Annotated in this window: 24 protein-coding genes and 1 pseudogene; 15 read left to right on the top strand and 10 right to left on the bottom strand. The window is 38.8% G+C overall.

Going from position 1 to position 23033, the window contains the following annotated elements:
- Positions 1 to 121 precede the first annotated feature (121 nt).
- Positions 122 to 814 carry a DUF929 domain-containing protein gene (locus WIW72_RS11585; RefSeq protein ID WP_337699676.1) on the top strand — a complete coding sequence of 231 codons (693 nt, stop codon included), beginning with the start codon at positions 122 to 124 and terminating at the stop codon, positions 812 to 814.
- Here the strand turns inward: WIW72_RS11585 and nadC are convergent.
- A complete protein-coding gene (gene nadC, locus WIW72_RS11580) occupies positions 806 to 1639 on the bottom strand; it encodes a carboxylating nicotinate-nucleotide diphosphorylase (protein ID WP_337700056.1) in 834 nt (277 codons plus the stop codon). The genes WIW72_RS11585 and nadC overlap by 9 nt on opposite strands.
- Positions 1639 to 2205 carry a GMP synthase subunit A gene (locus WIW72_RS11575; protein WP_337699677.1) on the bottom strand — a complete coding sequence of 189 codons (567 nt, stop codon included), beginning with the start codon at positions 2203 to 2205 and terminating at the stop codon, positions 1639 to 1641. The genes nadC and WIW72_RS11575 overlap by 1 nt, the downstream gene beginning before the upstream one ends.
- A 66-nt stretch (positions 2206 to 2271) precedes the next feature.
- Here WIW72_RS11575 and WIW72_RS11570 point away from each other — a divergent pair.
- Positions 2272 to 3711 (top strand): annotated as a pseudogene (locus WIW72_RS11570) (L-aspartate oxidase).
- Between the two features lie 3 nt (positions 3712 to 3714).
- A complete protein-coding gene (locus tag WIW72_RS11565) occupies positions 3715 to 4167 on the top strand; it encodes an NUDIX hydrolase (RefSeq protein WP_337699679.1) in 453 nt (150 codons plus the stop codon).
- A 46-nt stretch (positions 4168 to 4213) separates the two neighbouring features.
- Here WIW72_RS11565 and WIW72_RS11560 read toward each other — a convergent pair whose 3' ends face one another.
- Complete coding sequence (locus WIW72_RS11560) at positions 4214 to 5572, bottom strand: RuvB-like helicase (RefSeq protein ID WP_337699682.1); 1359 nt, start codon at positions 5570 to 5572, stop codon at positions 4214 to 4216.
- 69 nt (positions 5573 to 5641) lie between these two features.
- Positions 5642 to 6427, bottom strand: a complete 786-nt coding sequence (gene proC, locus WIW72_RS11555) for a pyrroline-5-carboxylate reductase (protein WP_337699684.1) — start codon at positions 6425 to 6427, stop codon at positions 5642 to 5644.
- A 39-nt stretch (positions 6428 to 6466) separates the two neighbouring features.
- Between proC and WIW72_RS11550 the strand changes: the two genes are divergently transcribed.
- On the top strand, positions 6467 to 7159 hold the full coding sequence (locus tag WIW72_RS11550; protein WP_337699686.1) for a TIGR00266 family protein: 693 nt from the start codon (positions 6467 to 6469) through the stop codon (positions 7157 to 7159).
- Between the two features lie 9 nt (positions 7160 to 7168).
- A complete protein-coding gene (locus WIW72_RS11545) occupies positions 7169 to 8710 on the top strand; it encodes a M61 family metallopeptidase (protein WP_337699688.1) in 1542 nt (513 codons plus the stop codon).
- A 5-nt stretch (positions 8711 to 8715) separates the two neighbouring features.
- Here WIW72_RS11545 and WIW72_RS11540 read toward each other — a convergent pair whose 3' ends face one another.
- Positions 8716 to 9237: a nicotinamide-nucleotide adenylyltransferase gene (locus WIW72_RS11540; protein ID WP_337699690.1), complete on the bottom strand. Its 522-nt coding sequence runs from the start codon at positions 9235 to 9237 to the stop codon at positions 8716 to 8718.
- Positions 9215 to 10552, bottom strand: a complete 1338-nt coding sequence (locus WIW72_RS11535; protein WP_337699692.1) for an FAD-binding oxidoreductase — start codon at positions 10550 to 10552, stop codon at positions 9215 to 9217. The genes WIW72_RS11540 and WIW72_RS11535 overlap by 23 nt, the downstream gene beginning before the upstream one ends.
- A 172-nt stretch (positions 10553 to 10724) precedes the next feature.
- Here WIW72_RS11535 and WIW72_RS11530 point away from each other — a divergent pair, with 172 nt between their 5' ends.
- From WIW72_RS11530 to WIW72_RS11510, 5 genes are all read left to right on the top strand, one after another.
- Positions 10725 to 11195 (top strand): phosphatase domain-containing protein, encoded by a 471-nt coding sequence (locus tag WIW72_RS11530; protein WP_337699694.1) that lies wholly within the window; start codon positions 10725 to 10727, stop codon positions 11193 to 11195.
- The gene (locus tag WIW72_RS11525) at positions 11177 to 11773 is read left to right on the top strand and encodes an endonuclease V (protein ID WP_337699695.1); all 597 of its coding nucleotides are present in this window, start codon (positions 11177 to 11179) and stop codon (positions 11771 to 11773) included. Before WIW72_RS11530 ends, WIW72_RS11525 begins: the two co-directional genes overlap by 19 nt.
- Before the next feature lie 47 nt (positions 11774 to 11820).
- Complete coding sequence (locus WIW72_RS11520) at positions 11821 to 12429, top strand: cysteine hydrolase family protein (protein ID WP_337699696.1); 609 nt, start codon at positions 11821 to 11823, stop codon at positions 12427 to 12429.
- A gap of 13 nt (positions 12430 to 12442) precedes the next feature.
- On the top strand, positions 12443 to 13420 hold the full coding sequence (locus tag WIW72_RS11515) for a DHH family phosphoesterase (RefSeq protein ID WP_337699697.1): 978 nt from the start codon (positions 12443 to 12445) through the stop codon (positions 13418 to 13420).
- Positions 13421 to 13533: 113 nt separating this feature from the next.
- Positions 13534 to 14181, top strand: coding sequence for a peroxiredoxin (locus WIW72_RS11510; protein ID WP_337699699.1), 648 nt, complete (start codon positions 13534 to 13536; stop codon positions 14179 to 14181).
- Here WIW72_RS11510 and WIW72_RS11505 read toward each other — a convergent pair.
- Positions 14158 to 14838, bottom strand: coding sequence for a metallophosphoesterase family protein (locus WIW72_RS11505; RefSeq protein ID WP_337699701.1), 681 nt, complete (start codon positions 14836 to 14838; stop codon positions 14158 to 14160). The genes WIW72_RS11510 and WIW72_RS11505 overlap by 24 nt on opposite strands.
- Before the next feature lie 36 nt (positions 14839 to 14874).
- Here WIW72_RS11505 and WIW72_RS11500 point away from each other — a divergent pair, with 36 nt between their 5' ends.
- Genes WIW72_RS11500 through WIW72_RS11490 form a run of 3 tightly spaced genes read left to right on the top strand, consistent with a single transcriptional unit; the run spans position 14875 to position 17841 of the window.
- Entirely contained in the window at positions 14875 to 16020 is a 1146-nt protein-coding gene (locus WIW72_RS11500) for a DUF763 domain-containing protein (protein ID WP_337699703.1), read from the top strand.
- Positions 15998 to 17122: a citrate synthase/methylcitrate synthase gene (locus WIW72_RS11495; RefSeq protein WP_337699704.1), complete on the top strand. Its 1125-nt coding sequence runs from the start codon at positions 15998 to 16000 to the stop codon at positions 17120 to 17122. The genes WIW72_RS11500 and WIW72_RS11495 overlap by 23 nt, the downstream gene beginning before the upstream one ends.
- Before the next feature lie 59 nt (positions 17123 to 17181).
- Positions 17182 to 17841: a DUF47 domain-containing protein gene (locus WIW72_RS11490; protein WP_337699706.1), complete on the top strand. Its 660-nt coding sequence runs from the start codon at positions 17182 to 17184 to the stop codon at positions 17839 to 17841.
- Here the strand turns inward: WIW72_RS11490 and WIW72_RS11485 are convergent.
- Both WIW72_RS11485 and WIW72_RS11480 read right to left on the bottom strand, forming a co-directional pair.
- Complete coding sequence (locus WIW72_RS11485) at positions 17830 to 18810, bottom strand: inorganic phosphate transporter (protein ID WP_337699709.1); 981 nt, start codon at positions 18808 to 18810, stop codon at positions 17830 to 17832. The genes WIW72_RS11490 and WIW72_RS11485 overlap by 12 nt on opposite strands.
- On the bottom strand, positions 18797 to 19021 hold the full coding sequence (locus WIW72_RS11480) for a ribbon-helix-helix domain-containing protein (protein WP_337699711.1): 225 nt from the start codon (positions 19019 to 19021) through the stop codon (positions 18797 to 18799). Before WIW72_RS11480 ends, WIW72_RS11485 begins: the two co-directional genes overlap by 14 nt.
- Positions 19022 to 19177: 156 nt before the next feature.
- On the opposite strand from WIW72_RS11480, the gene hel308 reads away from it, so the two are divergent.
- Both hel308 and WIW72_RS11470 read left to right on the top strand, forming a co-directional pair.
- Positions 19178 to 21298 (top strand): ATP-dependent DNA helicase Hel308, encoded by a 2121-nt coding sequence (gene hel308, locus WIW72_RS11475; RefSeq protein ID WP_337699713.1) that lies wholly within the window; start codon positions 19178 to 19180, stop codon positions 21296 to 21298.
- A complete protein-coding gene (locus WIW72_RS11470) occupies positions 21267 to 21449 on the top strand; it encodes a hypothetical protein (RefSeq protein WP_337699715.1) in 183 nt (60 codons plus the stop codon). The genes hel308 and WIW72_RS11470 overlap by 32 nt, the downstream gene beginning before the upstream one ends.
- On the opposite strand, the gene WIW72_RS11465 is transcribed toward WIW72_RS11470, so the two are convergent.
- Positions 21421 to 22989 (bottom strand): acyl-CoA carboxylase subunit beta, encoded by a 1569-nt coding sequence (locus WIW72_RS11465; protein ID WP_337699717.1) that lies wholly within the window; start codon positions 22987 to 22989, stop codon positions 21421 to 21423. The two genes, WIW72_RS11470 and WIW72_RS11465, sit on opposite strands and share 29 nt — an antisense overlap.
- Positions 22990 to 23033: the final 44 nt, after the last annotated feature.

Here is a 23033-nt window from a genome sequence, read left to right as displayed (position 1 = left end):
AAATTAATCGTTTGCAAAGTTCCTCAGATATGTATTATTCATGATATTTGAGAGGCTGAGTAAAAGGTTTAACGTAAAAGAAGTAAAATTTATTATAAAAAAGGTATTAGATTTGGTGAAAGTGAATAGAAGGATAATTGTTCTTTCAATAGTTTTAATTTTTGTAATATTTTTATTGCTTCCCTACTTACTTTACCCATTTGAAATACCTTTAGACACATTTATCAAAGTTAGTGATGTAGATTTAGCTAACCAAGCCTTAGTATGTATTGTCTTTATTTCGTGGTACGGCTGTCCCTATGGGGCGGCAGATAGTTGGGTATTGTATGCATTTATTTCCCATTACGGTAAAGTCTTATACAACTTTTCTTATTCAGACCCTAACGACATATACCCTGATACTCCATCTCTTATTTTTCTAAGTTTTCAGCCAAACTCGTCTGTTCACTTCAAGTTCCTTTATCTTTATAACCGTTACCTTAATGCTACGGCAACTGGTCTGCAAGTAAGTAACTACGTTCAATACGGATTATCTCAGATACAGCAATATTTACCTCAATATTACCAAATAGTTAAGGAATACGTAGTGGACAGGTGGGCGCAAGGTGGATTCTTCCAATCTGCTGCGTATATGGGCAACCCTCCACATATACCTTCGACCGTTATAATTTCAGGGAATAAGGGGACATATATATTGATAGGTTATTTAATAAACCCGTCTTTAATACAAAATGAGACGCCGCAGTACTTGATAAACCATTTGAACCAGAGCTATATACAATCTGGAATAAAAGAAATACAAGGTTTAGTCTAGTTTTTCTACGTCTAGGGACATATCGATAGCCTTTACACTGTGGGTTATGTAACCACTAGAGATTATGTCTACCCTAGTTTTTGCGTATTCCACTACATTGTCAGGAGTAATCCTACCCGAGGTTTCTATTAGTATCTTTCCTTTCAGATGAGAAACAACCTCTCCTACTTCATCTGGGGCCATATTATCTAAGAGAATGATATCGGCCTTAGCTTCGTATGCCTCTACAGCTTCTTTTAAACTAGTCACTTCTACCTCTATCTTCTTTGAGAAACTTACGTATTTTCTAACACTCTCTACAGCATTTCTTATTCCACCTAGTAATGTTATGTGATTATCTTTTATCAAAACCATGTCGGACAGATTGTATCTATGAGGGTCTCCGCCACCAACTTCTATAGCGTACTTTTCGAATAGTCTTAAACCTGGAGTAGTTTTCCTAGTTCCAGCGACAACAACATTAGAGTTAACAGTTCTTGCAAGCTTTACCATTAAGGATGTCGCAGTAGCTATCCCAGAAAGTCTGCTAAGTAAGTTAAGCAATGTTCTTTCGACCATTAGGACGTCTTCTCCGTCTCCTTCGAAAATAAGCAATTTGTCTCCTTTTTTGAAATAATTTCCGTCTGGTTTAGCTTTTATGACCTTTAATCGCATGTCTTCTAAGAACGGTACAAGAAACTTATTTCCTGCTAACAAACCTTCTTCTTTAGCTACTACATACGCTCTACACTTAACCCCTTTTACGGCTTTACTTGTAATGTCCTCAGGCAATACATCTTCTTCTAGGAGTTCTAACAGTCTTCTAGATATAAGTTTTTCTAATATCATTTCTTACATGCCTGGATGAAATTCTTAAATACTTCAATCCCTTTTTCAGTATGTTTAACCTCAGGATGGAACTGAACCCCGAAAATAGTATTATCACTGTTCACCATAGCTTGTACTTTAGCGTTCTCGCTATGTGCTAATACTCTGAACCCATTAGGCGGTGATATAACCTCATCTGTGTGACTTTCCCAAGCCTTTATAGATGGTTTTAAACCTCTTAGTAACGTATCCTCATCGTCAATCATAACGTTAACTAAGCCGTACTCTGGGTTCTTAGCTTTGTTTACTTCTCCTCCTAGAACTTTCGCTATTAACTGATGTCCTAAGCATATACCCATTTTAGGTAAAGTGGTTTTCAGTACATATTCTTTAGCATTCCCCATTTTATCTAATTCCGTTACTACGGAATAAGGGCCTCCACCGAAAATGACGCAATCGAAATTATTTAAGAAGTCCACTGGTTTGTCAGGAGTGACGGCTACAGCCTCAACCCCGAGGTATTTAAGATCTTTCACGATAAGGTGGTTATACTGTCCTCCAAAGTAAATTACAGCTATTTTCACTGCGAGTCAAATACTTATCTCCTTAGGATTAAAGCTTTTATATTCCGAACATAAGTTCGATATTAAATGATCTATATTATAGGCTCCGGAATTGCAGGTCTCTCCGCAGCTGTATCATTGAAAATATCGGGTCATAAAGTTACGGTAATTACTAAGAAAGTAGATGGAGGGTCCACCCCAATAGCCATAGGCGGTGGTGCAGTACCTGTCTCTGCTGATGACAGCCCGGAATTACATGCGGAGGATACGATCAAAGTAGGAGATGGACTTTGTGATATTAGAACAGTTAGATATGTTACACAAGAGGGGAAACACGCTGTCGAAACTCTTCAGTCTTGGGGATTTGAATTTGATAAAGGGCTGAGACTAGAGGGAGGCCATTCAAGGCGTAGAGTGATGTATAAGACTGATGAGACTGGAGGGCTTATATTCAGGTTTTTGTTAAACAAAGCGCGTTCTCTTAAGATTCCAGTTGTAGAAGACATGGTGACAGATTTGGTAGTTAAAGAAGGAGAGGTCAGAGGTTTTGTCACAAAAACAAGAGGAATCATAGAGGATGCGGATAAAGTCGTCTTGGCTACCGGTGGTTATTCGTACTTATTTGAGTTCACAGCTACACAACCTACTAATATAGGAGAAGGAATTGCTATGGCTTTTAAGGTAGGAGCTGTGGTGGGCGATATGGAATTCGTTCAATTTCATCCTACTGTAGCAAAATTGGATGGAGAGACCTTCCTTATGACCGAAACGCTGAGAGGAGAAGGAGCTAAAGTAGTAAATGAGAAGGGCGAGAGATTTCTGTTTAATTACCATCCCAAAGGAGAATTAGCTCCTAGGGACATATTATCAAGGGCTATATATATCGAGATGTTGAAAGGTCATCGGATTTTCATGGATTTAGGGGATATAGAAGATTTTTAGAAAAAATTCCCAGTGGTCGCTTCTTACCTAGCCAGACACGGAAGAGATCCTAAGAAAGATCTTATTCCTATATCTCCCGCTGTTCATTTTGTAGACGGAGGAATAAGATTGAATATTAGGGGAGAGAGCAATGTGAAGAACCTTTACGCAATAGGCGAGGTAAGCGATAGTGGTCTTCACGGTGCTAATAGGCTGGCCAGTAACTCCCTACTTGAAGGGCTAGTCTTCGGAATTAATTTATCACAATACGTTGACCTTCAATGGGAGGGAATAACAACTGAAGACGGAATAATGAAAACTTAAAAACTCATTGAAGATGAAGGAATAGGTAATACCTTAACATTAAACGAAATTAGAAAGTTAAACTGGGAAAACTTGGGGATAATTAGGAACCACGAGAAATTGTCAAAACTTACTTCAGTATATTATCCCTCAAAAAGTAGACCAGAGATTTTGATCTCATATCTAACGGCATTAGCTGCGGACATTAGAACAGAAAGTAGGGGTAATCATTATAGAGAAGACTATCCGTTCAAAGATCCGAGATGGGAAAAGAGAATATACTTCAGAGTTTTTAATTCTTAAAACATGGAGTGTAGAGCTGCTATAGTCGTCCTAGTTTCGAAGAACGGAAGAATTCTAGTAATTAAGAGAAAAGAGAGTCCTAATGATCCTTGGAGTGGACATATAGCATTTCCAGGTGGAAGAAGAGAGAGTAGTGAAACATGTGATGAAACAGCAGTAAGGGAGTGTATCGAAGAAGTGGGAATAAAGCCTAGATTAGTTAAAGACCTAGGAATATATTTCCCTAATAACGCTCCTGATATGAAAGTGAGAGCCTACTTAGGTTGTGTAGATGAAGAATTTATTCCACAGATCCAGAAGGACGAGGTCGATATGGCAATATGGATAAATCCTAAGCAGTTGGAAAGTAGAAATGACGAATTTTATTATAATGGTTTTAGGATATGGGGGATGACTTTCAGAATTTTAAAGGACGTTCTAGAAAAAAGATTCTATGAAGAGTGCTTAAAGAAATAGTTCAGTCCGGCAACGATTCTTCACTGGTCGGTTCCGTCTTCACTCATCATTTCAGTAGTAAATTCTCATACTCCTTAACATAGTTTACGCTTCTCTTTGTATCGCTGAATAGTTTAGATGCTTCTTCTACGTCCTCCGGCATTACTACATCCCTACCCTTCTTTTGAGCTATCACTAGTGATGGTTCGAGTAACTGTACTGAGTATCTTAAGCTGTTCTCCACTCCTAGTTTAGTAAGTAACTCTAGCGCTTTTTCGTCAAGTTTTACATCTATTTCGTCAGCACGTATTTTTATTATCTCTTTTATTTCGTCTCGGTTATATGGTCTCGTAGGTATTATCAATAATCTATCCAATAGATCAAGCGGCATTCCGTGGGGAGACTCCATATCAGTTCCTCTTATCTTTGTTATGCCTCTATTAGTTGCAAGGATTAGTATAGGGGCTAGATCGGATTCAAGTGCTTTGGTGAGAAATGAGAAGGCTTCAATGTCTAACATGTGTACGTCATCTATGAACAGTACCCCTGGAATTAGTTCCGCTTCTCCTTTACTTACCATATCCTTTACTAACTTGTCTACTTGCTTTCTGATATCTTGGTTTATTTCTCTCTCTGTAAAGAAACTAAACAAAGCAGTAATTGATATGCTTTGTGCAGCTATGTTTAAGTCTAAGTCGTGGAGAGTTACGGTGAAGGTGATATCTTTTTCCTTTTTTACTTGTCCGCTCGGTACTTCTACCTGCCTTACAACGTCTACATCGTATGTCTTTTCTCCCTCTATTCCTTTAGCTCTACCAACTCTAGATATCTCACCTGTTTCAGCATCAATCCATATCACGTCTCCCTTTCTTATGTTCATTTTCATTAATTGAGCAGCTATCGCGTCTCCGACGTTTAAAGTCCTCTCATCATCCTTAGTAGCCAAAGTTATTTGGGCTTCTCTTGGCATTACTGCATATGGGTTTAATCTGCTCCTTGCCACCTTTAGCTTCATATCCTTCACAACTCCCTCGTATACCGTTCTCCTCTGTTTAATCCTGACACCTAAAGATTTTCTTATTGCTTGTGTTAAAATCTCAGTTTTCTTTAACTCCGTTGAGTATATCTCTGATGCATTCATTATAGTAAACGGAGTGTCCTCACCTAGTTCTCTAGCTATTGCAATTGCCAGTGCTGTTTTACCAGTGCCGGATGGGCCTACAAAGAGGACACCTTTCCCTGCCATTTTACCTTGTTTTATAAGTTGGACTACTATTCCAGCTGCTTCTCTAGCTTCCATCTGACCTACTAGCCCATCAGCCTTAAACTTAGGTTTTCCCTTTTCATCTAGTCCTAGTCCTGATATATGGCTGTGAATAGACGCTTTCTCTCTTTCTACTTTTTTAATTTCTCTTATCTCGGCCATCAATTTTAAATTATAAAAAATGCTTTTGAGTTTAACTCAAAATTAATACGAAGTTATACTTATTTTCATTTACTGAATAGAACTATCGATTTCCTTACCTATTGTTACGGCTCTCTGATAAGCAGATTCGACGGTTTTTATAACAGCAGACTTGACCCCCTCACTTTCCATAACCATAAGACCGCGTATAGTAGTGCCTGCAGGAGTTGTAACTTGGTCTCTGAGAAACACTGGATGCGTCTTACATTTCTTAAGCATAGTGACTGTCCCTTCCACCATATCTAAAATAGCATTATAAGCAAGGTCTCGGGGCATACCACAAGCTACGGCACCAAGAGCAAAGGCATCTATAATCTCAGCCAAGAAAGCAGGACCACTTCCTATAATTGCTGTCCATGCGTCTAGCAACTCCTCCTGAACCCAATACACGTTTCCTATTAAAGAAAAGATCTTCTCAACGATCTCGTCTTTTCCTGGTGTTATTGCTGTAGTAGCCTTGGCTACAACAGCGTTAATGTTAGGCATTGCTCTAAATACTTTAGCTCCTCTAAGGAGTCTTGAAAGCGTTGCCAGTCTCACACCTGCCATTACTGAGACAACTATCTTTCCTTCCCACAAATTAGTGTCTATTTCTGAGAGTAACGGTTTAAAGTGTTGAGGTTTTACACTGATGATTATTACGTCAGCTTGACTTACGGCGTACGAGTTATTTCTCGTTGAGTTTATGCCAAGTTCTTGGACTTTTTTTAATGTAGTTTCGTTTCTTGCCGTTGCTATAACTTCGAAATCATCCTTAATAGATCTAGCAATTGCTGTACCGATCTTCCCAGAACCTAAAATAGCTACTCTAACCATTTAGAAGATTTTTAATAACTATTGTAAATATTCTTTCTTATGCCACAATACGAGATCCAAGGAGATGATTTACAGTACCTTAAGGTATATTTATCTCCAAACGAGGGAATATATGCCGATGCAGGACACATGATAATAAAAGATAACACTGTTACTTTGCAAACAAAATTAAGAGGCGGTCTTTTATCCGGAATCAAGAGGGCATTAACTGGTGGTTCGTTTTTTGTAACTGAGTTCTACGGTCCTGGACAAGTAGTACTGTCGGGGATATTCCCCGGCAAAATAGTCCAAATTCCGTTACAAGGTAGAAGGATTCTTGCCGAGTCCCACTCCTTTTTAGCCGCTGAGACCACTGTAAATTACGATGCTACTTTATCCAGACTGACGGCTGGAATATTAGGAGGAGAGGGGCTTTTCTTAGCAAGATTTACCGGTTTCGGCAACTTATTCCTACACTCTTATGGCGGATTAATTGTAAGGGATCTACAACCAGGTGAAACGATACAAGTTGAAGCTTCTCACTTAATGGCATTTGAGGAAGGAATGCCTTACTCTGTCCAGCTTGTCGGAGGACTTAGGTCTATTTTCTTTGCCCATGAAGGACTTTTCTTTGTTACTATAACTGGCCCTGGACGGGTATGGTTGCATACATTAACGGCCGAACAACTCGCTTCAGCACTAATCCCATATCTGCCCAGTGGGCAACAAGGTGGTATTCAGCTTCCGTTTTAAGGTGTTGGGATGTTCTTTATTGTGGAACCTAAAAATAAGTATATTTATGTAAAGGGAAGAGGAGTAGCAGGGAAACAGATAGTTTTCCCTACGTGGGTTCCAGGATCGTACTTCATAAGAGAGCAAGAGAAGAACGTCGTGATGCTAAGAGGAGCTTCCCTTGTTTCCAAGAACAAGTACTTTCTCACTGATGACGAATTTGAGTATGTCTATTCAGCAATATCTAAAGATCAAAGAGAGACTATTTCGACGGTAGATTATATATTTATAAATCCCGTGTCAGTTTTTCCTTATCAGGATTTAAACGAAGAATACTGTATAAGCTTAAAATTACCTAATAACTGGGTAGTACACACTACTTTGAAGGAAATTGGAAAATTTACATATTGTGCAAGGAACTATGATGAGTTTGCGGACTCACCTATTCAGGCCTCCCCTAAATTGAATCTGATTAAGGTTACCGAGTTTCACTCGATTTCCACAATCAATAACGTCAACGAGCTGGAAAAGTTATCTAAAGTCCTCAACTTTCTAGATTCCTCTTTATCAATTGAGAATGAAGACAAACAAAGCTACATATTCTTCTTCAGGCGTAGTGATGTAAACTTCGGCGGTATAGAGCACGAGAACTCATCGGCAATTGTTGTACCGTGGAACAGAGAGGATTTGCTGTGGTTATTTGCCCATGAATATGTGCATAAGTGGAATGTCAAGAGGTTAAAACCTAGAGAATTAATGCGTATTGACTATGAGAGGGAAAATTATACGGAACTATTGTGGTTTGCTGAAGGAGTTACTGACTACCTAGCATTCTTGTCTCTTGTGCTGAGTAAGGTAATTGACACACAACAAGGACTAAAGTCTATTTCGAATATCCTCTCGAACTTGACCTATCCTGGGATAAAGAGGATGAGCTTGGCAGAATCATCAAAACTAACGTGGATAAAGCTTTATAAACGTGACGATAATTTCCTTAATATAGGCGTTTCGTATTACGACCTTGGGTTCGTAGTAGGTCTGCTCATGGACTTGAAAATAAGAGAAAACAGTGATAACCATTACGACATTTATTCGATGTTTAAGGCTCTCTACTTGAGGTTCAAAGAGACCGGTTATACCTATAGTGATATAAGAAACGTTGCAGAAGAGTATGGGGTTGATTTCCTCGACGAACTAGTATATAAGAGGGATCCTCCCATCTTTAAGCACCTTTCGAAGTATGTTGAAGTTGAGTTTGTGGATCGAGGTAAACCTTACGTTGGTATAAGGCTAGAAGCAAATAAGATTACTTTTGTTGAGGATGGTTCACCTGCAGACAATGCTGGTCTATTCCCAGGGGATGAGATAATCGCAGTGAACGGTGTAAAAGGAGCGAATATTCAAGAAGGACAATCACTAGACTTGTTAATTGTTAGAGATGGTGTTGTAAAGCATTTTGAGGTTCTTCCCGGTAGTAATCCGGGGCATACAGTTAAGATAAAGACCAATGGTGGTATTTTCGAGAAGGTTTTCGGCAAAGGTGAAGGTGTATCAGACAAGAAGTTAATTTAACTTAGCTAACAGTAATCAGTCTTAGTGACTTCTCTAATTCTCTCATCGCCACCGATTTCCTTAATGAACTTATAGACACTCTTCGGTACTAGCTCTTCCCATTTCGGATCTTTTTCTAGCATCAACTTTCTTATTCTAGTAGCATTATATATCTCTCTATTAAATATCGGCACTTGATCTGTTAGATATCCTGCTTCTTTTGCCACTGTGTATACTAAAGGGTTTCCACTTACTATCACATCAAACGGTGGTGAGTACATTTCTACTATTCTTACCCAGTTCTTGTTTGTAAAGGATTCCATTATAGGGAACAGAATAACCTTTCGAAAATCTACGCCGTACTCCTTTAGGCTCTCTCTTATCATTATAAGTCTCTCCCCGGCTGTGAAGGGATTATAAATCGAATGGCTCTCCTGGCCACTTCCTATAAGGATAATTACTTTATCGTACTTATTCAATAACCATTGGATAGCAGCCATATGCCCTAGATGAAAGGGCTGAAACCTACCTGGAAATAGAGCCCTCATTTTTCTCACTCAGTTTGTAAGCTAATTCAACAAATTTGTCGGGGTTCATAATATGGTAGGGGTCTATTAAATCCTTTATTCCCTTCATTATTTTTAAGACCTCTTTACCGTTATGTGCACTAAGTTGCTCAGCCAGTACCTTAGCCTTCTGAACTCCTATACCATGTTCTCCTGATATGGAACCTCCTAGCTCTATCGCTATCTTAGCGACTTCTTCAAAGATCTCTTGAGCTTTTAGTGGGTCGTCTAGAATTATGTTGGGGTGTAAATTACCGTCGCCTATATGAGCTATTACCGGCATTCTTATGTTATATTTCTTTTCGATCTCTTTTATTCTCTTTATAGCATCAATTAAACGGGAGACGGGTACTACTATGTCCTCTACATACATTAGTTTCGCTTCTGCCTTAAGCGCTATTGCCGATTGTGCTCTGATTGAATATATTTTCTCTGCTTCATCTCCCTCGGTTATTACGTATTTTTTATCCGCTAGAAGATCTCGAAGTTTTAGTAAATTTTCTTCTTCAACTGAAATAATGAAAACACCCCCTCCGCTCTCATCGAGTCTCGCATTTAATTGTCTATTTAAAGCTCTCACCACTTGGTCATCAATATATTCGGCTATTTCAGGAAGGATTCCCTTCTTTCTTATGTTAAAAATCAATTCCCCAGCTTCCTCTATATCATTTACGTAAACTAACAGTGTGTAAATTTTACTTTGAGGTAAAGGTATTATCCTCAGCCAAATCTCGGTTATTATTCCCAATGTTCCTTCACTGCCTACGAATAAGTGTAGAAGGTCGTATCCTCCTCTGTTTTTCCTTAGGGGTTCTCCAATTTTCACAACCTTTCCGTTAGGTAAAACTACCCTTAATGCTAATACCCAGTCTCTGAAAGTTCCGTATTTTACCCCTCTCATTCCACCTGAAGCATTAGCAGTAGCCCCGCCAACTGAACACAGAAAGTAACTTGCAGGGTCCGGTGGAAAGAAAAATCCTTTTTTGCTAAGTTCTATATTGAGTCTCTCGAGATTTACTGCAGGTTGGACTCTAACATACCAATCTATCTCGTTAATTTCTAAGATCTTGTCCATACGTTTCATGTCTACTAAGATACATCCTTCACACTGTAGGTGACCAGCAAGGCTTGTCCCAGCACCATAAGTTACAATGGGGATATTGTTATCCCTAGCGTAATTGACTATCTTTACTACTTCATCTTCATTTTTTGGGTAAGCGATAAACTTAGGTTTTATTTTAAATCCTGCAAAGTCCTCCCTTTCTTTTCCCTCTTCTATTTCAATCCCGTCTAGCACATGAATATTATGAGCTTTCCGAAATTTATGAGTATATATTTAAATCAAATCGACTTTTAGTGTGTAGTGCTAAATCTTCGATGATCCTTATTTTTATAGACGGATTTATAGGGACAGCCCACCATAATAAATATTGGATGAAGAACAGCGGATCTGCAGAGTGTGATGATGAGTGTACTGGGTTAGAAAAGGTATCATAGGCGGATCCCCTATACCTTACACCCGAGACGAGTTAGAAGAGTGGAGGCAAAGAGGAGTAAAGAGAGTTCTAATTTTGCCCGAGGACTGGGAAATAGAAGAGGCATGGGGCAACGTAGACTATTATTATGAGACCTTAAAAGAACTGGGTTTTGAGTACTATCATGTTAAGATACCAGATGGTCATCCTCCTACTATGGAGCAATTTATCATAATTTATAATTGGCTTAAACAAGGAAAGGGTAATCTAGTTCACTGCGTAGGCGGTATGGGAAGGACTGGAACTGTGATAGCGAGTTACTTAGTTTTATCTGAAGGTCTAGATGCAGAATCTGCTATAGATGAAGTAAGGCGATATAAACCTGGTGCAATCCAAACTTATGAGCAAGAGCTTTTTGTATTAGAAGTGGAAAGGTTGAAGGGCAAGTGGAAGACCCACTTTTAAATTTCTTAGTAAAGTTTCAGTATTTAGTTGCTAGGAATGTAAGTATAACCCACTTAGGAGTAGAAAACGTGAAAAGCGTATGTGCTTTAGACATAGCATACAAAGGTAATATAGGTTATGCAGTGGTAGTTTACTTTGACGGCAACAGATACGAGCATTACGTCTTCACTGGTGAGGTAAACTTTCCCTATATTCCTACGTTTTTATTCATGAGGGAGGCTCCATTAATGATGAAAGCTCTCGAAAAATACCAAGACCAATGCCAACTAACGCTAGTTGATGGTCACGGGTTAGCCCATCCCAGAAGGAGCGGAATAGCTACAGTCATAGGTGTTTTACTGGATATTCCGACAATAGGTGTAGCTAAATCGAGGTTGTTCGGAGAAGAGGTTAGAGAAGGTGAAGAAACTTACATACTTGTCAACGGAGAAAAAGTTGGTGTAAAACGAGGGAAATATTATTTTAGCATAGGTAATAAGGTGGATTTAATCGACGTGATCACGTTATCCAGGCTCGGTTATCCCGAAGCACTTAAGTTGGCTGATAAAATTTCTAAAGAGACAAAGAGAAAAAGGTGAAATTCGCTTTTATAAAAGGTTAAAAAGTTAACAGATAACTTCTAATTATGAAAGTCACCGTAGAAACTCCCGATATTCCCGAAGAAAAAGAAGTCGAATTAGATCCTTCTACTACTGCTCTGATAATAGTTGATATGCAAAACGATTTCGTGAGAAAGGAAGGGAAGTTATACGTACCTACGGCAGAAGCTACAATTCCTGCTATTAAAAGATTGATACAAAAAGCAAGAAGTGAAGGGGCTTACGTTATTTATACTCAGGATTGGCATATGAAGGATGATCCGGAATTCAAAATTTGGGGAGAACACGCTGTTGCAGGAACTTGGGGTGCTGAAATCGTAGACGAGTTAAAGCCTGAGAAAGACGATTTCTTAATAAAGAAATACAGATACGACGCGTTTTTCGAGACCCCGTTAGACTATATATTGAGAGTGAAGGGGATTAAGAACGTAATTATGACCGGAACAGTAGCTAATATCTGTGTGCTTCACACGGCTGGTAGTGCGGCTTTGAGGTGGTATAACGTGGTTGTGGCAAAGGATGGTATTTCAGCTTTAACAGAATTTGATTACTATGCGTCATTAAGGCAAGTGGATTTTCTGTATAAAGGAAAGATTTCTACCTCGGAAGGGATAAAATTTATTACTAGAAAGTAACGAATGATGAGACATGGATTATTACGCTATCGTACATAACGATTTTGATGGAACTGCGTCCGCTGCGATATACGCTAGGGCTGTTAACTCTTTACCGAAAAAAGTGTTTTTTACAGAGCCTACTAAGATCCACAATTTACTAAAGAGCTTGGAATTAAGAGGAGTTTATAAGATTATGATAGCTGATATAGGTTTAAACGCATCTACTTTAGACAATGTGATAGAGAACTTAAAGAAATTAATAAGTCAAGGAGCAGAAATAGAGTGGTTCGATCACCATGTGTGGAAGGAGGAGTGGAAGAGGAAGCTACAAGAAACAGGGGTTAAAGTGTATCACGATTTGTCTACATGTGGTGCAGGAGTAGTAAATAAGAATCTGAATCCGCAAGACGAGTTCTCAAGAAAGTTGGCTAGTGCTGACTGTTCAGTAGACATCTGGCTTCATGATGATCCCATGGGTGAAAAATTAAGGCGTGTTGTGGAGTATAATAAAGACTATAAGTGGAAGGAGTACTTAATCAATAAGTTTTATAATGGAGTTCTATGGGATGATGAATTTGAAAAGATTTTGCTCGATCAAATAGACAAGGAGTTAAAGGGTTACGAGAACTTACATAAATACACTAGAGTTCTGAATATCAACGGAAAGAACATAGTAGTGGCTGTGAGATGGAGGGGACCTCCGGATATTAGTTATGCCTCTCAATTCTTGATGAACCGATACGGTGCAATAGTTTATGCATCAGTGAACGGAAAGGCAATATCGTTTAGAAGTAACAGCATAGACGTGAGGAGGTTTGCCGAGAAACTAGGTGGCGGTGGTCACATACTAGCAGCTGGTGCGGGTCTTAAAGCTCCATTCTGGAGGTTTCTCCTTCATAGGCTAGGAATTAGGGGTCCGTTGTTAAATTGGGCCTCTGACATAGTTAAAAAAGTCGTAACTGAGACCGGTTTTATATATTATGAAGGTAAGAAGAACGTAACTATGTGAAGAAAATTGTGAAAAGTTGTATGTCTCCTTTTAAAATAAAAGATTTTTCGTTTTACTTTTGATTAGAAATACTTTAAAAAGTCGAAACGTTTTGAGATCATAGTGATTCTAAAATGGTCAAACTATATCAGAAGTTTCCTGATACACAAGTTCTAACCACTAAAGGTCCAATAGACTTCTATAAAGATGTATTCGGCAAAGGAAAGTGGTTATTCTTATTTGCACATCCCGCTGACTTTACGCCAGTATGTACTACTGAGTTTGTAGCCTTCTCTCAGAAATATGAAGAGTTTAAGAAACTAGGTGTAGAATTAATTGGATTAAGCGTTGATAGTATTTATTCACACATACAGTGGTTAATGGATATAGAGCAGAGGTACGGTGTAAAAGTACCCTTCCCAGTAATAGCTGACCCTGATAAGAAGTTTGCAAGAATGTTAGATGCATTAGACGATGCATCAGGTCAGACTATAAGAATTGTAGTGCTAGCTTCGCCTGACGGTATAATCAGGTTTGTAGCTCAATACCCGTTAGAATACGGTAGAAATATTGATGAGTTACTTAGGATAACTAAGGCAGCAATAGTAAACTATAAGGCAAAAGTCGTACTACCGGCAAACTGGCAACCTGGACAAGATGTAATTGTACCTCCGCCTACTGTATTTGACGAAGCTGAAATGAGAATGAAGCTACCTAATGCCAAGGCTTGGTATTTATTCTTCAAGAAATACGACGAGTTACCTCCTGATCAAAGAGTCTAAATTTATTAATAATATTTTCTTATTTGCTGGAAATGCTACGTTGTAGACTCTAGTTTTTCTCACTTCTCCATAAACTACTTTGGCGTAGTGTGCATGTCCGTGTATAGCTAGATCTGGTAAACATTCCGTTGTTTCTAGTATCTGATATCCAAGATTGGGGTAGATCGATTTCTTCTCACCGAAAACTGTTCGAAAAGTTGGTGCGTAATGGGTAAGGAGGATTTTCAAATCTCCTTTGCTTTCGCAGAGTAATTTTTCTATCTTTTCTTTCCTCTCTTGATAAGTTCTTTCATCTACCCCGTGAAGCATCTGCCATTTTGTAGGTTTCTCCAAGATACCTTCACTACCTACTATAACGATTTTTAACCCTTGTATCTCTACGGTCGTAGATTGTTCCTCTAGCCATATTATTTCACTAAAAAACTTCTTATAGTACTCCCTCTTGTCGGTAAAGTCCTCATTTCCGAAAACAGCAACGGTCTTATACTTCTTTAGGACTTCGTAAATCGGAGTAAAGTGCCTACATTCCCCTTGTTCTGCCAGATCTCCAGCTAGTAAAAATAGCGAAATCTCTGCCTCTCTAATTTTGCTGAAAGATGCAAAGAACTGAGTTAGATATTTGGGTGAATGGAGATCAGACGTTGCAGCTATCAACATCAATTTATATTTATCTCTAGCAATTAGAAAAGTATTGTGAGATTAGAAGGTATAGCTGATTTACCCCTCCATGAGGGCAAAGTCCCTGCCTGGTTAGCCTCTATAATGAAGAGACTATCAAAAGCTATTATAGACGTTATGATTATAGAATGGGGCGAGGAAAAAGTATTAGAAAGGTTATCAAATCCCTTGTGGTTTCAAGCATTCAACAACGTAATAGGTATGGATTGGGACTCTTCTGGATCAACAACTGTAACCTTGGGAATATTAAAGGAAGTAGTAAGCATTGATGATGAAGGCATTGCTGTATTAGGAGGAAAAGGTAAAAAAGCGCTTAAAGTCCCAGAGGAATTAAGGGTTCTAGACAAAAAGATCGACGCGGATGTCGGGGAACTGGAAAGGGCAAGTAGGCTAGTTGCTAAAGTAGATAGCGTATTAGTTCAAGACGGTCACACATTATATCACCATTCTATGCTGGTTACTAAAAGTGGCAAATGGGCGATAATACAACAAGGCATGAATCTTAAGACAAGATATGCTAGAAGATATCATTGGTTCTATACAAGAAAATTTACGGTAGAACCTCACCAAGGTATAGCTGGGATAAGGCATGATGTAGCCATAGATAGTGTAAGAAGAGATAGAGAGAATACACGCGAAATACTTCTCGATTTAATAAGGGAGAATCCGACCAAAGTAGTATCCCATATAGAAATGGCACAGAACCTGCTTAAAGGTCAGTCTACACTGTTCTCTCAAGCGTTTAACGTGAAAATATCTCCTAAAGTAAAGTTAATCTACATGAAACCTAATGACTTGAGAAGGGTCAAGGAAGTGTTGAATAAGGTCTATGAGTTTAACCCAATAAACCTAGAGGAGGCATTATTGAATGGTATAGGCCCTTCTACGGCGAGGGCATTATATCTCGTAGCCGACTTAATCTACAATGAACCACCGTCTTACGAGGACCCTGTTAATTATCCTTATGATCCGTTTAAGTATGCATATGCCATAGGAGGTAAGGACGGCATACCTTTTCCCGTGAATAGGAAGGTAGCCTATGAAGTAATTTACACCTTAGAAGATATTATAGAAAAGATAAAAGTGGAGAAGAAAGATAAAGAGTTTGCTTTAAGTAAATTAAAGGAGTTGGCTAAACATGGAGATAAAGAAGGGTCTTGAGGACGTTTATGTTAAAGAGACGGAAATAACTTATATAGACGGTGAACTAGGTAGACTTTATTATAGAGGATATTCTATTTACGACTTGGCTGAATTTTCCAATTTTGAAGAAACTAGTTACCTTATACTTTACGGGAAGCTACCTAACGTATATGAGTACGAGAATTTCGTTAAGTCTTTGAGGGAGTCAAGGGGTATTTCAGATAGGGTTAAAGAATTTTTAAAAGGCGTAAAAAAGAACGCTTATCCCATGGACGTACTGAGAACAGCAGTCAGTATTATGGGGCTCGAGGAAAATACTCATACTTACAGTGTTTCAGAACAGAGTATAATTAACCTAATATCAAAATTTCCTACTATAATTTCTTACTATATCAGATTAAGAAGGGATTTAGAGCCTGTAGAACCAGATACTAGCCTTTCACATGCTGCAAATTTCCTCTACATGGTTAATGGAACAAAACCTAGTGAAGAGGAATGTAGGGCAATGGACGTTGCCATGATTCTCCATATAGATCATGAAATGAATGCGTCCACTTTCGCTTCCTTGGTAGTAGCATCCACACTTTCCGACATATACTCGGCTATTATAGCAGGCATCTCGGCGTTAAAAGGTCCGTTACACGGAGGTGCAAATTATGAAGCGCTCAAGATGTTCAGGGAAATAGGAGATGTAGAAAATGTAGAGAAATACATTCTTAATAGACTGGCTAATAAACAAAGGATAATGGGTTTTGGTCATAGAGTTTATAAGACTTATGATCCAAGGGCTAGAATATTGAAGGACTATGCAAAACTGTTAGCTGAAAAAAAGGGAGGAGAAATTAGGAGACTTTATGAGATAGCCGAGAAGGTAGAAGAAATAGGAATTAAACATCTAGGATCAAAAGGGATATACCCTAACGTAGACTTCTACTCTAGCATTGTATTTTATGCGCTAGGCTTCGAGCCAGAGTTCTTCCCGACGGTTTTCGCGTCGGCTAGAGTTACTGGATGGATAGCACATATATTAGAGTACGTGAAAGATAACAAGATAATAAGACCTAAAGCGTATTATAAGGGTGAAATAGGCAGGAAATATATTCCTTTAGATAGTAGATAATGGCATAGCATAAACGTTTTAGAGTAGGTTTTTAAATTTTATGTAAGGAGATAACTTAAATGATTAAGTTTAAACTGAATAAAGAGGAGGAACTCTTTATTAAACTAGTGAAGATTGGCGAGGACCTGAAAGTTGCTTGTGATAATCTTAGACAATTATTCGTTGGAGTTTTAAATAATGAAGAAGATACCGTGAATTCAAATATAGTTAAGATCAAGACGGTAACCGAAAGGATAGCAATGTATAGAGAGGAAACATTATCCATTATATATGGTGGCGCGTTTTTACCGGATTTTAAGGAAGCTATGGTAATGCTAACTCAGGCATTATATCAAACCAGTGCTGCAATAAAAGACGCGGCGAGGGCTGTATCTTCTAGAAAACCAGCGGAAAAATGTCTCATTAATTTGAGGGAGAGCATATTATCTTATTTGTCTACGATAGATGAGGCATCAGTGAGGCTGGAGGATATGTTATCTAAACTATCCAATGATATGACTGAAGCGCTAAAAGTAGGGAAAGAGATACAAATGTTGGAGAGAAGTGGTGATGAGCTAAAGGATATGCTCATTTCAAGACTATATTCAATGGAGAAAGACATAGACCTCATCACTATCCTTCAGATGAGGGATGTGATTTTCTTCTTAGATGACATTCTTGACTTCATGGAAGATGCTACGTTAAGTATTGAAGTCCTGTATGCTACGTTAAAGTCCTAATATGCTCCTTAAAATCCCATAAGCTGCCAAGCTCACAATCATTGCTAATATAGGAGAAACAATCCATCCTTTCGCAATTTGTCTTAACTGCCTTTGAACGTCATATCCAAAGCTTCTCAAACTTAATCCTATTATTCCACCCATTATTGTCTGCGTTATTGATATGGGGACACCAAAAATGGTAAATACCTCAGATATTATGTCACTTCCTATAAGTGCTGAAGAAGCGGCAGTGTACCCGAGCCTTGTTATTCTAAAACCTACCGTTATTACAGCCTTTCTCGAACTTAAATAAATTCCTAAGCTTGCTGCAGCAGCGTAAATTGGTGCCGTAATGTAGAATGGTTCGCTGATTAGTCCAGCAGATATAATTATTCCAATTGCGTTAGCCCCCGTTACGAAAGAAGTAAAAATAGAGGAAATTATTAGACCGTATTTATAATATCTAATTTCTCTGATGAAATTTCTTTTGCTCTTTAAGAATTTCTTTAGAAAGAAATACATAGAAAGTGATGTAGCTATGGCGACTAAAGGTGAAAGAATCCATGACAACACAGTGAAGTCGAATTTACCCCAGTCGAATCCTATGGTACCTCTTGCTATCAGCACTACACTGGCTAACGAAGGGTAAATCATCTGGCTTAATGATGCTGGAATTCCTATTTTATTAAGGTAGTAAAACGTGACCGTAGAGGAAAAAAGAATAGCAGAGAGTGCTATTTCCAAAAGTAAAAAGTTCTGTGAACTTACTAAACCGTAAATGCTGGATTCCATAGTAATGCTACCGATCGACGCTCCTGAGAACAGTGAAATGGCATTAATTAGGTAGGATAATCTCCTCCTTAACACATTAGTTGAGACTAATATTCCTAATGCTATCGCAGAGTTATTTCCACCAACTAAAAATGATGAGATCAAACCAATGACAAATATAAAATATTCAAGTAAGTTCGAACTACTCACTACCATCCTTTCTTTCTAACTCCTTTATATATGCTATTATAGCGTCTCTAATCAAGTCACTTCTGTTACTATAACCCATTACTTTAACCTTCTCGTCTATTTCTCTGAGAAATTCCTCCTCCAGTTTAAAGGAGATCGTCTTAACACTATTGAATTCGAGTTCGTATGTAATTTCGTCTAGTTTTTTAACACCATTCATAGGAATCACAAATCTCATTTCCTTCCATTTAGAAAAGTCTTTCCTAGTAAAAAGGGCTTAGTAATCTTTTTATAGTGATAGAATTGGTTAATAGTCTAATTAGGCAATATCCTACTTTAGAGATGCGGATAAATTCTTAAAAAGGCTTTTGTAAATAGTATTTACATTTTAAAAATGACATGTATAAGTGTTGATTCGTTACCTGTGAACGAGAAAATTAAGGATATCCTCAAAAAAAGGGGGATTCAAAAACTTAATCCACCACAGACAGAGGCTGTTCAAAAAGGCTTATTAGATGATAAACCCTTACTTATTGTTTCTCCTACAGCTTCTGGTAAAACTCTGATGGCTGAACTCGGAATGGTAAGTCATCTCATAAACAAAGGAGGAAAAGCAGTCTATGCTACACCTCTCAGAGCCCTAACTAACGAAAAATACATTACTTTTAAAGACTGGGAACAGTTAGGGCTGAAAGTAGCAATGACCAGTGGGGATTATGACACTGATGACTACTGGTTAAAGGACTACGATATTATAGTTGCGACCTATGAGAAGTTAGATTCCCTATGGAGGCATAACTCTCCTTGGCTTAAGGAAGTAGACTACTTTGTATTAGATGAGTTCCACTATATGAATGATCCTGAAAGGGGACCAGTAGTTGAAAGCGTAGCGGTAAGAGCTAAAAGAAAAGGGACAATTTTAGCCCTGAGTGCGACTATCGGGAACTATAAACAGATCGCAGAGTGGCTAAAGGCAGATGTAGTAGCTACCAACTGGAGACCAGTACCTTTAAAGGAAGGTGTGCTATATGTTGGCAATAAAAAGAAGGACTTTGTAGTAATGTATAAGGACGGAACGTTCAGAAAGGTATACGGCGAATGCCCTATTGTAGCATACGCCCTAGACGTGATCTCTAAGGATGGTCAAGTCTTAATATTCAGGTCTTCTAGGAAGTATGCTGAGGCTACCGCAGTTAAGATCTCACAATACATGAATTTTGTAAAATTAAACGATAAAAAACTTCACGAAGTAGCAGAGAGGGTTAAGGAAGTAGAAGACGGAGGAAGCAATGAAAAAGAGGCACTTTATAACCTAATACTTAAAGGGGTAGCATATCACCATGCAGGATTGTCTAAGGGGTTACGCGATATAATCGAAAACGCATTTAGAGATAGGATCATCAAAGTCATAGTAGCTACTCCGACACTTGCTGCCGGTGTTAATTTACCGGCGAGAGCTGTAGTTATAGGTGATATACATAGATTTAATAGGAAGGTCATAGGTTTCATGGAATATATTCCAGTGATGGAGTACAAACAGATGAGCGGAAGGGCAGGTAGACCCGGATTTGATGAATACGGAGAGTCTGTGGTGGTTGTGAGGACGAAGAGTGAAGTAGACAAGGTTATGCAGAGGTATCTGAACTCAGACGTCGAGCCTTTAGAGTCAAAATTGGGGTCAGAAAGTGCATTCTATTCCTTTATCCTGAGCATAATCTCTTCCGAAGAAGATGTGACCGAAAAGACTTTGACCGATTACATACAAGACACTTTACTTCCGAAGGAGCTAGCAAAGAAATATTTTAAGCAAGCTTTAAACTGGTTACTTGATAACGAATTTATTGCTCAAAAGGATGAATACTTAACTTTAACGAGGTTTGGCAGGAGAATTTCAGATTTATATCTTAACCCGTTTACAGCAGTTACAATGAAGGATGCACTTACCCGAAATGAAAAAAGGTGTGAAATAGCCTATTTCCATTTGCTTGCATACACTCCAGACGGTCCCTTAGTAAGTATAACTAAGGCTGAAGAGGACGTCCTATTAGACGAGCTAGACTGCGAACTATTTATAGAAGAGCCTTACGACGAGTATGAACTATCGAACTATCTTTCCTCTCTTAAAGTTGCATTCATTATGAGGGATTGGATAGAAGAAGTAGACGAAGACACTATCTTAGGTAGGTATGGAATAGGTTCCGGGGACTTAAGAGCTATCATTGAAACTATGGATTGGCTCACCTACAGTGGCTTCCATGTAGCCTCAGTACTTGGTCTGAAGGAACATAAAGAGGTATTAGAAAAACTCCACATGAGAGTTAAGGACGGGGTAAAAGAGGAATTAATTCCCTTGATTAAGGTCTCGGGAATAGGAAGAGTGAGGGCTAGATTACTCTATTCTCACGGGATAAAGACACCGGAGGAGATAATAATGAATCCCGAGAAAGTGAAACAATTGTTAGGACCAAAATTAGGTGAAAAAATTGTCAGAGAAGCTGCAAGAGCTATTACTTAGGTTTTTGAACGGAGAGAGGCAATTTAGTGGGGATTGTGAAACATTAAAGGAGTTAATTTTATTACTCAAAGCATTAGGAAGGGAGGTAAGGATCGAGAAAAAAGAAAAAGGTTTGTGTTATGTTATAGTGGAATATTACCGTGCTTCTTAGGATACCTGTATTCTCTCTTATTCCTCAACATTTCAAGAGCAGCAGCTATAACTCTCCTAGTATCTTTGGGTTCAATTACGTCGTCAACCAATCCCTTCTCAGCTGCCCAGTATGGGTTGGCGAACAACTTCCTATACTCAGCTATCTTCTGCTTTATGAAGTCGTCTGGGTTACTTGCTTGCTGAATCTCTCTCTTATATAAGATCCTTACGGCGCCCTCCGGTCCGGTTACAGCAATTTCTGCCGTAGGCCATGCGTAAACTAGGTCAGCACCTAAGCTTTTAATGCTCATGGCTATATGGGCTCCGCCATAAGATTTCCTGACAATCATTGTTATCTTGGGCACAGTAGCCTCAGCAAAGGCATATAACATCTTAGCACCGTGTCTAATTATTCCCTTATACTCTTGGTCGGTACCCGGAACATAACCTGGTGTGTCTACTAAGCTTATCAATGGTATGTTAAACGCGTCACAGAACCTGATGAACCTTGCAGCCTTATCAGCTGCATCAATATCGATTGAACCTCCGAACTCTTCTGGGTTATTAGCTATGATTCCCACTACGTTTCCACCGATCCTAGCGAATCCTACTATTATATTCCTAGCCCAGTGTTTGTGAACTTCTAAGAACTCGCCGTTATCAACTATTCTACTTATTATTTCCTTCATGTTATACGGTTTTGCTGGGTCATCTGGCATTATTTGATCTACTCCGCTAACATCTCTGTCCATTGGGTCACCAGTGTCCATGTAAGGTGGTTCTTCCATATTGTTTGAAGGTAAGTAAGATAACAATTTCTTAGCCGTGTTTATTGCTTCTTGTTCACTGTCAACCATAAAGTGCACTACACCGGATTTACTAGCGTGAACAGCTGCTCCACCTAAGTCTTGGAAGGTAACTTCTTCACCTAATACTACTTTGGTGATCTCTGGACCAGTTACGAACATATAGTAAGCGTCCCCTTTGATCATGATAATGAAGTCGGTAAGTGCTGGGGAATACACTGCTCCTCCTGCAGCTGGTCCAGCCATAATAGTTATCTGTGGAATTACTCCAGAGGCCATTACGTTATTCTTGAACACAAGACCATATCCTTCTAGTGCCATTGCTCCTTCTTGAATTCTAGCACCACCTGAGTCGTTAATTCCTACTACTGGCGCACCTACCTTAAGTGCTAATTCATAAATCTTTCCTATCTTTGCAGCGTGCATTTCCCCTAAGGTTCCGCCGATTTCCGTAAAGTCTTGAGCGTAAGCAAAGACAGTCCTTCCGTCTACCTTACCCCAACCAGTTACCACACCGTCACCGTAATATCTTTCTTTATCGAGCCCGAACTCTGTAGCTCTTGTAGTGGCGAACGTCATAATCTCGTTAAACGTGCCCTCGTCAAATAATAGTGCAAGCCTTTCTCTGGCTGTTAGTTTACCTTTAGAGTGTTGTACCTTTATCCTTTCGTCTCCTCCTCCTTTATATGCTTTTTCTTTTCTTTGCCTTAATTCATCTAATAATTTTTCATATGCGGATTTTTCAGCTGACATAGTTCTCTTCACCTATTGATTATATATTACCCATACTTAGTTTT

Source organism: Stygiolobus sp. CP859M (genome assembly GCF_037389975.1).
Taxonomy (GTDB): Archaea; Thermoproteota; Thermoprotei_A; order Sulfolobales; family Sulfolobaceae; genus Stygiolobus.
This window is presented reverse-complemented; position numbering and strand designations above follow the sequence as displayed.